Here is a 12,772-nt window from a genome sequence, read left to right on the forward strand (position 1 = left end):
CCTGTTTCTCAGCATCCGAGAAACGGGTTTGACCCCGGCCGCACCGGTGGGCATGCTCCCACCGTGCTGTTTTCCTTCACGCAATTTCCATGTCAGGCAGAAACCCCATGAAGCTGGTCCGCGAACACATCGATGCCTTTCCCTTCGATGCGCCGCCCTATGTGCTGGAGCGCCGCGAAGCGCTGCTGCTCGCCGATCCGCTGCCGTCCCCGATGAAGCGGGCGCGCGAGTACCCGCCGATCGAGGTGGCGCACCTCGGCGCGGCCTACGTGGAGCGCGCCTTCGCGCCGCCCGTGGGCGTGTACGAGAGCGCGGACATCCGCATCGAATGGCAGAACATGAACGGCCGCCAGCCCTTCTACCACCGCAACACCGGCGTGGACGAGCTCTCGTTCCAGGTCTGCGGCGAGCGCACCCTCATCACCGAACTCGGCACGGTGGAGCTGCGGCCGGGTGACTTCTCGCGCATCCCCAACGGCGTGGCGCACGACAACTTCGGCCGGCACGACGTGCACCTGCTGTTCTACGTGCCCGGCCCGGTGCGCGAACTGGTCGCCCCCAGCCGCCAGGCCGAGTACCTGAGCACGCCCTTCCCCGGCTGGACGCCGGCGGTGATCAACGAGCTCACCACCGAAGGCGTGGGCGGCCCGGGCCAGGACCTCGCGCTCTCGCCGGTCGACGAGGCCCTGCTGCTGCAACACGCCGAGCAGGACGCCGAGCGCATCCAGGTGCTGCACCCCGAGGGCGAGGGCCTGCAATGGCTGTACCGCAGCGCGGCCGTTGCCATCGGCCGCTCGCGCAAGGCCTCGGACGACGGCGCCGTGTACACGCGCCACCGCGACGCCTGCGAGGTGCAGTATCAGATCCAGGGCGAGCGCACCCTGGTCACGCAGCGCGGCAGCGTGCACCTGGTGCCGGGCGACTTCGTGCAGATCCCGCGCGGCATCGCCTTCACCAGCCTGCACAGCGGCCCGAGCGAACACCTGGCCCTGGCCAGCACCCTGCCGATCCCGCAGGTGGCGCCGGCCCTGCGCCAGGGCACGCGCCTGCCGACCGACGAGCTGGCCCGGCTGCGTGGCGCCTGAGCGCTTCAGAACCAATCACAACAAGGAGACAGACATGTCAACGATGATGGCCGCGCGCGCCCACCCCGGTGCGCGCGAACTCAGCCTGGAGACCCTGCCCGTGCCCACGCCGGGCGAGGGCGAGGTGCTGGTCAAGGTGGCGTCGGCCGGCATCGCGCCCGGCATGATGAAGCTGCTGGAGATGGGTCGCTTCAAGCACCTGCCGACCACGCCGGGCCACGAGATCGCCGGCACCGTGGTGGCGCTGGGCCGTGGCGTGGACGCCGCCTGGCAGGACGCGCGGGTGCGCGTGCACCCCATGCTCTCGTGCGGCCAGTGCGACTACTGCCGCTCGGACCGCCAGCAGATGTGCAACGACGCCGCCATGATGGGCCACGCCGGCTTCGGCCGTGGCCCGATGGCGCTGTACGCGAAGTACCACAACGGCGGCCTGGCCGAGTACGCCTGCGTGCCCGCCGACCTGCTGGACCGCCTGCCCGCGCATGTCAGCTTCGACGTGGGCGCCAAGGTGCACGACCTGGCCAACGCGGTGCGCGCGCTCAAGGGCGCGGCCCTGCCCGCCACCGGCCGCCTGGTCATCACCGCCGCCACCGGCACCATGGGCACGGCCAGCATCAAGCTCGCGCGCTTCTACGGCGCGCGCGAGCTGGTGCTGGTGGGCCGCTCGCGCGAGCGGCTCGAAGCCCTGCGCCCGCTGGCCGGCGACCTGCCGGTGCAGCTCGCGGTGCTCGACGAACTCGCGCCTGACTGGGCCGAGACGCAAGGCCTCACGAAACGCCTGCGCGAACTCATGCCGCGCGGCGCCGACGCCGTGCTCGACTACTTCCCCGACGGGCCGGGCTCGGCGCAGGCCGCCTTGGCCATGGCCCAGGGCGCCAGCTTCGTGCACATGGGCGGCAGCAACGCCGCGCTGCCCTTCGCGCTGCGCGACATGATGATCTTCTGCTGGCGCTTCGTCGGCACACGCGCCTGCACCCGCTCGGACACCGACGAGGTGCTCGCCCTGCTGGCCGACCAGCGCCTCGACGCGGAAGACCTCATCACCCACCGCTTCGGCCTGCAGCAGGTCAACGAGGCGCTGGAAGCCACCCGCACCCGCACCCTGCCCATCTGGATGGCGGTGGTGAAACCCTGACCCTTTCCACCGGAGATTGAATTGCAAGACCAGACCCCCTGGATCACCGTGCCGACCGCCGCCGGCCCCATGCCGACCTACGTGGCGCGCCCCGCCGCGCCCGCGACGCGCGCGGTCATCGTGCTGCAGGAAGCCTTCGGCGTGAACCCGCACATCCAGGACATCGCTCGGCGCTTCGCCGCGCAAGGCTTCCTGGCGCTCGCGCCCGACCTGTTCCACCGCAGCGGCACGCGCGAACTCGCCTACGCGCAGCACAGCGAGGCCGTGGCCCTGATCTCGCAGATCGGCGTGTTGCCCATCCTCGAAGACGTGCAGGCCGTGCTCGCGCACCTGCAGACCGCGGAGCAGATCGAGGCCGGCCGCAGCGCCGTGGTGGGCTTCTGCTTCGGTGGCCGCGCCGCCTTCACCGCCGCCACGCGCCTGCCCGATCTGGGCGCGGCCGTGGTGTTCTACGGGCCGGGCATCGCCGTCGGCCCCCACGCCACGCTGGGCGAGGCGGGCGCCATCCGCGCGCCGCTGCTGTTGCACGTGGGCGCGGAAGACCCGACCATCCCGCCCGCGCAGGTGCAGGCCATCGATGGCGCGCTGCAGGCCGCCGGTGTGCGCTTCGCGCAGCACGTGTACCCGGGCGCCGGGCACGCCTTCCTGTGCGACGCGCGCCCCGCCATGTACCGCGAAGGCGCGGCGGCCCAGGCCTGGGGGCGCACGCTGGATTTCCTGAATACCGAGCTGCCTCCCGGACAATGAGCGCATGTGCCCACCCTCCACTTCCCTGGCCGCTGCCCTCGATGACGTGAAGCGCGCGCCGCTGCCCCCGGGCGACGGCCTGCTGGCGGACCTGGTCAGCGCCAACCACATCCTCTACGACCAGGGCGTGGTCGATGCCTTCGGCCACGTCAGCGTGCGCCACGACCGCGACCCCGAGCGTTTCCTGCTCGCGCGCAACATGGCGCCCGGCCAGGTGGGCGCATCGGACATCGTCTCGTTCACGCTCGATGGCGAGCCCATCGACGCGGGCGGGCGGCGCGTCTACATCGAGCGCTTCATCCACGCCGAGATCTACCGCGCGCACCCGCAGGTGCAGGCCATCGTGCACAGCCACTCGCCGGCCATCGTGCCGCTGACCATCTCGCGCGGCACGCCGTTGCGCGCGGTGTTCCACATGGCCGGCTTTATCGGCACCGACGCGCCGGTGTTCGAGATCCGCGACGTGGTGGGCGACGGCAGCGACCTGCTGGTGCGCGACGGCCGCATCGGCGCCGCGCTGGCGCGCCAGTTCGAGGGCCATCCCATCGTGCTCATGCGCGGCCACGGCAGCACCGTGGTGGGCGAGAGCCTGAAGCAGGTGGTGTACCGCGCGGTGTATGCCGAGGTGAACGCGCGCGTCCAGACCACCGCCCTGGGGCTGGGCGAGGTGAGCTACCTGAGCGAGGCCGAGTGCGCTTCGTGCATGAGCAGCCACGAGGCCCAGGCCGAGCGGCCCTGGGCGCTGTGGAAGGAAGAGGCCCGGCGCCGGCGCGCCTGAGCCATCTGGGTTCTCATTTCTCAGGAAACGAGAAACGGTTTTGACCGGCCGGCACCCGATGTCCATGATCGACCCACTCGATCTCGAAAGGACATCCATGGAAATCGGAGCGCACCTCGCGCGACTCGAACTCACCGCCAGCGACCCGGCCGCGCTGGCCGGCTTCTACGCCCGCACCTTCGGTTTCGCGGTCTCGCACCAGGGCGATGCCCACGTGTGCCGCGCGCCCGAACGCGAACTCGTGCTGCGGCCCGGCGAAGGCGGCCAGCTGCACCTGGCCTGCTTCCGCTTCGACACGGCCGCTGCCTTGCTCGCGCACCGCGCGCAGTTGCAGGCGCGCGGCGTGGCCCTGCAGGAGGTGGGCGAGAGCGCCCACACCGTGCTCGACCCCGAAGGCCGCCGCATCCGCTTCGAGCACGGCCCGGCCGCGCCCGCCGCGTCCACCGCCGACGGCCTGCCGAGCGCGCGGCTGCAGCACTTCGCGGTGCGCACGCCCGACCCCGCCGCGCTGCTGGCCTTCTACACCGAGCAACTCGGCTTCGTGCTCTCGGACCGCGTGCGCGACGAGGCCGGCGCCATCACGGCGGCCTTTCTGCGCACCGACGCCGAGCACCACGCCATGGCCATCTTCCGCGCGCCGCTGGCGCGCTTCGACCACTTCTCGTGCGAGGCGCAGGACTGGGCCGCGCTGCGCGACTGGGCCGACCACATGGCCGACGCCGGCTTCCCGCTGGCCTGGGGCGTGGGCCGGCACGGCCCGGGCAACGACACCTTCTTCATGCTCAAGGACATGGACGGCAACATGGCGGAGATCTCCGCCGAGCTGGAGGTCTGCGAGCCCGGGCGCGCGGTCGGCGAATGGCCGCACCAGCCCTCAACCCTCAACCGCTGGGGTGTGGCCATCATGCGAAGCTAGCCCCACCGACTTGCCCTTTCAGGAGCGCCACCCATGACCACCACCGCCAAGGCCTTGCAGGTTCTTCGCCTGTTCAAGCAGGGGTTCAAGCACGTGCGCGCGGTGGACGTGGAGACCGAGCTGCGCATCTCCACCGCCACGGCCTACCGCTACCTCGCCGATCTGGAGGAGGCCGGCCTGATCGAGCGCACCTCGATCGGCCAGTACGTGCTGGGCCCGGAGATCGTGGAGCTCGACCGCCTGATCCGCATCAACGACCCGCTGATCGCGGCCGCCAGCGAGATCATGAAGACCCTGTCGGAGCGCACGGGTGGCGTGGTGCTGCTCAGCCGCCTGCACAGCCGCAAGGTGGTCTGCGTGCACCAGGTGCGCGGGCGCCACGGGCCGCCGCACGTGAGCTACGAGCGCGGCCGGGCCATGCCGCTGTACCGCGGCGCCACGTCCAAGGTGATCCTGGCGCACATGGCGCCCGAAGACCTGCGCGACCTCGTGCGCCACGACACGGCGGCCCTGCGCGAAGCGGGCCTGCCGGGCAGCTTCGACGCGCTGTCGGCGCTGATGGCGCAGATCCGGCGCGACAAGGTCTGCGTGACGGCGGCCGAGGTGGACGCCGAAGCCTGTGGCTGGGCCGCACCGATCCACCAGGGGGAGCTGCTGCTGGGCAGCCTCTCGGTGGTGATGTGGTCCCAGGCACCGAACATCAACCCGCAGCGCGTCGCGGACCACGTCCTGCGCGCGGCGCTGCGCATCGGAGGGCGGCTGGAAACGCCGCGCTAACAACTTATGTGGATGGATGGAAAAGACCCCGACGTGGTGATCGTCGGCGCGGGTCCGGTCGGGCTCACCCTGGCGAACCTGCTCGGCACGCACGGCGTGCGCACGCTGGTGATCGAACGCAACGCGGCGCTCGAGCCCGAGCCCCGCGCGGTGACGCTGGACGACGAGAGCCTGCGCACGCTGCAGGGCGCCGGCCTGCTGGACGCGGTGCTGAAGGACGTGGTGCTCGGCTACGGCGTGCAGTACCACGACTGGCGCGGCCGGCCCTTCGCGGCGATCCAGCCGACGCGCCAGGAATACGGCTACCCCAAGCGCAACGCGTTTCGCCAGCCGCTGCTGGTGCGAACGCTGTTCGACGGGCTGGCGCGCTTCGAACACGTGGCGGTGAAATTCGGCCACAGCTTCACGTCCTTCGAGCAGGACGCCGAAGGCATCACCGTGCAGGTGCAGGCCGAGGGCGAAGCCCGCCCCGTGCGCGCGCGCTGGCTGGTGGCCTGCGACGGCGGGCGCAGCCCGGTGCGCGAGTTCTGCCAGATCGTGCTCGAAGGCGAGACCTACGCCGAGCGCTGGCTCATCGTGGACCTCGCGGAGCGCACCGTGCCGCTGCGCCACACCAGCACCTACTGCGACCCGAGGCGGCCCACCATCCGCCTGCCGGGGCCGCGCGGCGCGCTGCGCTACGAGTTCATGCTGCGCGAAGGCGACCGCGATGAGGACGTGCTGGACGAGCGCAACTTCCGCGAGTGGATCGCGCGCCGCGTGCCGGCCGACCGCGACCTGCCGCTGGTGCGTAAGGTGATCTACGGCTTCCACGCCCGCGTGGCCACCCGCTGGCGCGAAGGCCGCGTGCTGTTCGCGGGCGACGCGGCCCACCTCACGCCGCCATTCGCGGGCCAGGGTCTCAACAGCGGCATCCGCGACGCCGCCAACCTCGGGTGGAAACTCGCGGCCGTGTTGCGCGGCAGCCTGCCCGAGTCGGTGCTGCACAGCTACGAGCAGGAGCGGCGCCCGCACGCGGCCGCGCTGATCCAGATGGCCTTGCGCATCGGCCGCGTGATGCAGCCCAAGAGCGTGGTGGGCGCGGCGCTGACCCAGACCGCCCTGCGCGCGGCCTGCCTGTTGCCGGTCTGCCGCGACTACATCCTGCAGCTCAAGTTCAAGCCCAAGCCGCGCTTCGCGCAAGGCTGCTTCCTGCCTTCGCCGAACCTGAGCGCGACCGAGCTCGCGCCCCAGCCCTGGGTGCAGCAGCGCCCGGCGAAAGAGCTGCGGCTGGACGAGGTGCTGGGCGCGGGCTTCTCGGTGATCGGCTGGGACGCGGCCGTGGTGCGCGAGGCCGCGCGCCAGGTGGTGCCCAGCGGCCTGTGCACCGGGCAGGTGGCGCTGGTGCGCAGCGAAGACGATTTTCTCGACACACCCGCGGACGACGGCGGCGCGGTGGTGCGCGTGCGCGATGCGAGCGGCGAACTCGCGGCCCTGCTCGCGCGCTTCGGGGCCGCCGCCCTGGTGCTGCGGCCGGACCGCTACGTCTACGCCGTCGTGCCCCAGCCGGCCTGAGCCTTTCTTTTTTTTCTTTCACAGGAACCCCCCCCATGAAATTGATGAGTTTTGAGATCGGTGGCCACGCCTCCTACGGGCTGTGCACGGCCGAAGGCGTGATCGACCTCGGCCGCCGCCTCGGCGCGGCCGCGCCCACGCTGCGCGAGCTGCTGGCCCTGCCGGACTGGCAGGCGCTCGCGCGCTCCCACGCGGGCGCGAAGGCCGACCACGCGCTGGCGGCGCTGACGCCGTTGCCGGTGATCCCGCAGCCGCGCACCATCGCCTGCGTGGGCCACAACTACGAGGAGCACCGCGTCGAGACCCAGCGCGACCCCACCGAGCACCCCTCCATCTTCTTCCGCCATCCCGAGTCGCTGCGGGGCAGCGGCGTGGCGCTGGTGCGCCCGCGCGAATCGACGCAGCTGGACTACGAAGGCGAACTCGCCGTCGTGATCGGCCGGGGCGGGCGCCGCATCGCGCAGGCCGACGCCTGGGCGCACATCGCGGGCGTGAGCTGCTTCAACGACGGCAGCGTGCGCGACTGGCAGCACCACACGCGCCAGTTCGGTCCGGGCAAGAACTTCGCGGGCACGGCCGGCTTCGGCCCCGCGCTGGTGACGCTGGACGAACTGCCCGCCGACCGCGTGCTGTCGCTGCAGACCCGCGTCAACGGGAAGGTGGTGCAGCAGGCGCGCACCGACCAGATGATCTTCCCGATCCCGCGCCTCGTGGCCTATGTGTCCACCTTCATGACGCTGGTGCCGGGCGATGTGATCGTCACCGGCACGCCGGGCGGCGTGGGCGTGAAGCGCGTGCCGCCGCTGTGGCTGCAGCCGGGCGACCTCGTGGAGGTGGAGATCTCCTCGGTGGGCGTGCTGAGCAACGGCGTGGTGCAGGAGGCCTGAGCGTGCAGGAGGCCCTGATCGCGCTCGAAGCGCGCCGCTGCCAGGCCCTGGTGGCGGGCGACCTGAGTGGCATCGACGCGGTGCTGGACGCGCAGCTGGTCTACGTGCATTCGACCGGCCTGGTCAACGACAAGCCACAACTGCTGGACTTCCTCGCGCACCGCATCCGCTACGAGGCCGTGGAGCGCCAGGGCCTCGTGGTGCACCCCCACGGCGACGCGGCGTGGATGGCGGGCCTGATGCGCCTGCGCGGCCAGCGGATGCCGGGCGGCGAGGCCGTGGCCTCCACCGCCTTCGTGTCGCAACTGTGGGTCCACACCGCCGGTGCGTGGAAGCTGCGCGGCTTTCAAGCGACGCGCGTGGACGACGCGGCGTGGGCGAAGTGAGGCGCCGTTTCTCATCATCTGAGGCAAGGCTTTGACGCTCGCGACCCCCTCTGAACATCATGCCGACGCCGGTGCCTGAAGGCATCGCATCTGCTTCTCTTTCTTCTCATCAACCACATCACCCTCTCCGCAGAGAGAGGGACGGAGACATCGATGCCCCATTCTTCAAAAACCTCCCGTGCCCCGCGCTCGCTGGGCCGTGGCGTGCACCTGGCCCTCGCCAGCCTCGCGCTGATCGGCGCCGCGCCCCAGGCCTTCGCGCAAGCCCCCGGTGGTGGCGGCAGCGGCAGCAGCCAGGTCTCGCTCTACGGCGTGCTCGACGGCGGTTACTACCGCCGCAACCTCGCCGGTGAGGCCACGGTCTCGCGCATGGACAGCGGCCTGCTCTCCATGCCGCGCTGGGGCATGCGCGGCAGCGAAGACCTGGGCGGCGGCCTGAGCGCCGCGTTCGACATCGGCGGCCACTTCCGCATGGACACCGGTGAAGCGGGCCGCCACCCGGGCGACACGGCGGTGGGCCGCACCTTCTCGCTGGCCTCGTGGGTGGGCCTGCGCGGCGGCTTCGGTTTCCTGCGCATGGGCCGCATCCCCACCGGCAGCTACATCGCCACGCTGCAGTTCACGCCCTTCGCGGAGTCGGTGAACCTCGGTCCCTTCCTCATGCACACCATCACGGGTTCACAGCCCATGAACGCGGTGAACGGCGCCACCGACGGCATCTGGAGCAACTCGGTCGCCTACACCACGCCCACCTTCGGCGGTCTGTCGGCGAACCTGCAGTACGTGGCGCGCGAGGCCTCCACCGAAGGCCGCCGCGTGGACCTCACGGCGAACTACCGCCAGGGCGCCTTCGCCGCCGCGCTGAACCACCGCCGCGTGGACGGGGCCGCCATCACCACGCCGCGCGCGGCGGCCGAGCCCGCCGGTGCGCCCTACGTGATCCTGGAGACCAAGAGCACGCTGGCCAGCGTGTCCTACGACTTCGAGGTGGTGAAGGTGTTTGGTCAGTACTCCACCGGCACGGTGCAGGCGCGCGGCCTGTCGGAGATCGGCCTGGACACGCTGGGCCTGAGCGCGCAGGTGCCGGTGGGCGCGGGCCGCATCGTCGCGTCCTGGGCGCGCACGAAGCGCGAGCAGGCCGGCGTCAGCGACCGCGTGCGCAGCACGCTGTCGGCGGGCTACATCCACGCGCTCTCCAAGCGCACCGACCTGTACGGCGTGGCGATCGCCGACCGCGCCACGAACCTGCGCTCGGGCACGGGCCTGGCGCTGGGCATCCGGCACTCGTTCTGAGGGGCTTGGCCCGGCCGGCCGCTCAAGCGGGGTTGGGGGGAGGCCGCACGATCAGGTGGGCCTGCAGTTCGCGGATGCGCTCGTCGGTGTAGTAACCGCCGACCTCGGTGTAGCGCAGGAAGGGCCGGGCGCAGCCGCTGCATTGCCAGACGTCGCAGCGGTTGTAGGGGAACCAGCCGAGGGCGATGGGCGCGTCGTCGGACCAGGCGCCTGTGCCGTTCGGGTGGTGCTCGGCCAGTGTGGGTTCGTCGGCGTCGGGATCGCGCAAGCTGCCGACGCGTGTCAGGCGCGAGAGATCGAAGCCGCCGGGCACGGAGGCCCAGCCCTTGCACACCAGGGCCTGGCAGTGGGGGCAAGTGGTGGTGGTGCGGCTTTGCTTGGCGATGGCCATCAAGTCTTCCAGGGTCATGGTCGCCATTGTGGGCCGCTTCTTCGCTGTCGGCTGGCGTCCCCCCGTTCTCCGGCGCCTGCTCGCGGGCGTCTGCCCTGGTCCGCAGCGACCCCTTCGTCAACGCGATCCCGACGCTCAAGCTCTGTGGCAACCGCGAATGGGGCGCCTGCGCCCGGGGGGAGCACCATCCGCCGAGAGGTCGTCCCGGGCCCGCCGAAAGGAAGGCACCGCATGCCTGCGGTGCACTCTCGACGGTGGGTGGGGTTGCCGGGCGCAGGCGCCCGCGAGCAGGCGCCGGAGAACGGCAGCCACGCCCACCGGCAGCGAAGAAGCCCCGGCCCGGGCCTACTCGGGCTTGACGTCGATGGCCTTGATCACCGGCCGCCAGAGTTCCACGTCGGCCTGGATGCGGCGCGCGAAGTCCTTCGGTGTCTGCTGGCCGGTCTGCGGAATGAGGCCGGCCTTGGCCATGCGCGAGAGCACCGCGTCGTCGGTGAACATCTTCGCCACCGCGCCCGCGAGGCGGTCGGCGATCGGGGCCGGCAGCCCGGCCGGCGCCAGCAGGCCGTTCCAGGTTTCGGTCTGGAAACCCGGGAACAGCGAGGCGATGGTGGGCACGCCCGGCAGCATGGCCACGGGTTGCGGGCTGGTCACGCCGAGCAGGCGCAGGCGGTCGCTCTGCAGGTAGGGCAGGGTCTCGGAGATGTTGGCCGTGTAGACCTCGGTCATGCCCGCGATGGTGTCGGCGATGGCCGCCGCGCCGCCCTTGTAGGGCACCATCACCGCGTCGATGCCCGCGCGCTTCAGGAACGCCGCGCCGGCGAGGAAGGACATGGAGCCGGTGCCCGCGTGCGCCATCAGCAGCTTGCCCGGGTTCGCGCGGCCGTGGTCCACCAGGTCCTTCAGGCTCTTGTGCGGCGAGGCGGCCGGCACCACCACCACCTGGGGATTGCCCGCCACGTTGGCGATCGGCAGGAAGTCCTTGAACGGGTCGTAGCGGATCTTGTAGAGGAAGGGCGCGAGCGAGATCTGGGCGATGGAGGCGAGGAACACCGAGTAGCCATCGGCCGGCAGCTTGGCCGCGTGCATGGAGGCGATGGTGCCGCCCGCGCCGGCGCGGTTGTCCACCACCACCGGCACGCCGAGCGCGCGGTTGAGGTAGTCCGCCGTCATGCGGGCGACGAAGTCGGTGTTGCCGCCCGCGGGGTAGGGCACCACCATGTTGATGGGGCGCTCGGGCCAGTTGGCCTGGGCGCGCGCCGCGCTGCCGGTGGTGGCCAGGCCCAGGCCGCCCAGGGCGGGCAGCAGCAGGGAGTGTTGGACGAAGGAGCGTCGTTTCATGGAAAGTCCTTGGCTGGCAGGGTGGGGGCTGTTCAGGCCAGGGCGGCGACGGGTTCGCGCACGGCCTTGGCGTGCTGGCCGAAGCCCTTCTGGCCGATCACCTGGTCGTTGAGGTAGACGGTGGTGCCGCGCACGATGGTGCGCACCGGCTTGGCCTTGAGCTTGCGGCCGGCGTAGGGGCTCCAGCCGATCAGGCTGAGCACGTCCTCGTCGCGCACCTCGTACTCGCGGTTCAGGTCGACCAGCACCAGGTCCGCGTCCGCGCCGACGGTCAGCGCGCCCTTGTTCGCGAGCTTGAACAGCTCGGCCGGCTTGGCGCTGCAGGCCTCGACCACGCGCTCCAGGCTGATCTTGCCTTCCAGCGCGGCGGTCATGAACATGCTGTAGTAGAACTGGGTCGAGGGCGTGCCGGTGTGGGCCTTCCAGCCGTCGGTCCAGCCGATCTCCTTCTCTTCGCGCGTGTGCGGCGCGTGGTCGGTGGCGACGATGTCGATGGTGCCGTCGCGCAGGCCTTCCCACAGGCCGGGCACGTTCTTCTCGGGCACCCAGTACGAGAGCGCGTAGGAGCCCAGGCGCTGGATGGCCGACCATTCGCAGCCCAGGAACAGCGCCCAGGGGTTGATCTCGCAGGTCACCTTCTGCCCGGCTGCCTTGGCCTGGCGGATCAGCTCCACGCTGCCGGCGGTCTGGGTGTGCAGGATGTGCAGGTGGCAGCCCGAGGCGCGCTGCAGGCGCAGCAGCGTGGCGATGGCGGTTTCCCAGATCACGCCGTCGTGCGCGGCGTAGGCCTTGGCGTAGGCCAGGGCGTCGCGCTCGCCGCGGTCCCAGAACTTCTGCTCGATCACGTCCATCAGCGCCTGGTCGTGCGGGTGCACCATCAGCGGCACGTTCAGCTCGGCGCAGCGCTGCATGATCTCCAGGATCTTGCCGTGGTCGTGCACGCCGATGCCGGGCATGTGCGGGTAGTCGCGCCCGGTGTCCACGACCATGAAGATCTTGAACGCGGCGATGCCGGTGTCGGCCATGGCGGGCATCTCTTCGCTGATGGTGGGCGCGGGGTTGAAGTTCCAGTCCACCACTGCGTCGCTGCGGTAGATGTCGTACTGGCGTTCCAGCAGCTCCAGCGAATTCGGCGGCGGCTGCACGTTGGGCATGGCCACGCTGGTGGTCACGCCACCGGCCGCGCACTGCAGCGTGGAGGTGTGGATCGTGTCCTTGTACTCGAAGCCCGGCAGCGAACCCTGGCGGTGGTGCGAATGCATGTCGATGGCGCCGGGCACGATGGCCAGGCCGTCGGCTTCGATGACCTCGCGCGCTTCGGGCTCGGCCCCGGGTTCGTAGATGCCGGCGATGCGGCCGCCCTGGATGCCGATCGAGGCGACGCGGCGCCCTTGCGGCGTGACGATCAGCCCGTGGCGGATCAATGTGTCCATGAAATGTTCTCCTTGTGAGCGAGGGGGGTGGTGGAAGAGGGGTTGGGGC

General features: G+C 71.1%; 13 protein-coding genes. 10 read left to right on the forward strand and 3 right to left on the reverse strand.

Features of this window, described 5'->3' with window-relative positions:
* Positions 1-107 precede the first annotated feature (107 nt).
* From AC3WPZ_RS20610 to AC3WPZ_RS20655, 10 genes are all read left to right on the forward strand, one after another.
* Entirely contained in the window at positions 108-1,085 is a 978-nt protein-coding gene (locus tag AC3WPZ_RS20610) for a hypothetical protein (protein WP_492441268.1), read from the forward strand.
* Between the two features lie 34 nt (positions 1,086-1,119).
* A complete protein-coding gene (locus AC3WPZ_RS20615) occupies positions 1,120-2,220 on the forward strand; it encodes an alcohol dehydrogenase catalytic domain-containing protein (protein WP_492441270.1) in 1,101 nt (366 codons plus the stop codon).
* Positions 2,221-2,241: 21 nt separating this feature from the next.
* Complete coding sequence (locus tag AC3WPZ_RS20620) at positions 2,242-2,967, forward strand: dienelactone hydrolase family protein (RefSeq protein ID WP_492441272.1); 726 nt, start codon at positions 2,242-2,244, stop codon at positions 2,965-2,967.
* Between the two features lie 4 nt (positions 2,968-2,971).
* Positions 2,972-3,745 carry a class II aldolase/adducin family protein gene (locus tag AC3WPZ_RS20625; RefSeq protein ID WP_492441274.1) on the forward strand — a complete coding sequence of 258 codons (774 nt, stop codon included), beginning with the start codon at positions 2,972-2,974 and terminating at the stop codon, positions 3,743-3,745.
* 97 nt (positions 3,746-3,842) lie between these two features.
* Positions 3,843-4,661, forward strand: coding sequence for a VOC family protein (locus AC3WPZ_RS20630; protein ID WP_492436325.1), 819 nt, complete (start codon positions 3,843-3,845; stop codon positions 4,659-4,661).
* A gap of 33 nt (positions 4,662-4,694) precedes the next feature.
* A complete protein-coding gene (locus tag AC3WPZ_RS20635) occupies positions 4,695-5,438 on the forward strand; it encodes an IclR family transcriptional regulator (RefSeq protein ID WP_492441276.1) in 744 nt (247 codons plus the stop codon).
* Positions 5,439-5,450: 12 nt separating this feature from the next.
* Entirely contained in the window at positions 5,451-6,992 is a 1,542-nt protein-coding gene (locus tag AC3WPZ_RS20640; RefSeq protein ID WP_492436328.1) for a bifunctional 3-(3-hydroxy-phenyl)propionate/3-hydroxycinnamic acid hydroxylase, read from the forward strand.
* Between the two features lie 35 nt (positions 6,993-7,027).
* A complete protein-coding gene (locus AC3WPZ_RS20645; protein ID WP_492441278.1) occupies positions 7,028-7,879 on the forward strand; it encodes a fumarylacetoacetate hydrolase family protein in 852 nt (283 codons plus the stop codon).
* Between the two features lie 2 nt (positions 7,880-7,881).
* Positions 7,882-8,265: a nuclear transport factor 2 family protein gene (locus tag AC3WPZ_RS20650; RefSeq protein ID WP_444688849.1), complete on the forward strand. Its 384-nt coding sequence runs from the start codon at positions 7,882-7,884 to the stop codon at positions 8,263-8,265.
* A gap of 153 nt (positions 8,266-8,418) precedes the next feature.
* A complete protein-coding gene (locus tag AC3WPZ_RS20655) occupies positions 8,419-9,558 on the forward strand; it encodes a porin (RefSeq protein ID WP_492441280.1) in 1,140 nt (379 codons plus the stop codon).
* Positions 9,559-9,580: 22 nt separating this feature from the next.
* On the opposite strand, the gene AC3WPZ_RS20660 is transcribed toward AC3WPZ_RS20655, so the two are convergent.
* The 3 genes from AC3WPZ_RS20660 to AC3WPZ_RS20670 form a co-directional block, all read right to left on the reverse strand.
* Entirely contained in the window at positions 9,581-9,967 is a 387-nt protein-coding gene (locus AC3WPZ_RS20660; RefSeq protein ID WP_444688851.1) for a hypothetical protein, read from the reverse strand.
* Positions 9,968-10,294: 327 nt separating this feature from the next.
* Positions 10,295-11,290, reverse strand: coding sequence for a Bug family tripartite tricarboxylate transporter substrate binding protein (locus tag AC3WPZ_RS20665; RefSeq protein WP_444688852.1), 996 nt, complete (start codon positions 11,288-11,290; stop codon positions 10,295-10,297).
* A 32-nt stretch (positions 11,291-11,322) separates the two neighbouring features.
* Complete coding sequence (locus AC3WPZ_RS20670) at positions 11,323-12,723, reverse strand: dihydroorotase (protein WP_492441283.1); 1,401 nt, start codon at positions 12,721-12,723, stop codon at positions 11,323-11,325.
* Positions 12,724-12,772: the final 49 nt, after the last annotated feature.

The organism is Hydrogenophaga sp. FW305-3-2-15-A-LB1 (genome assembly GCF_058787875.1).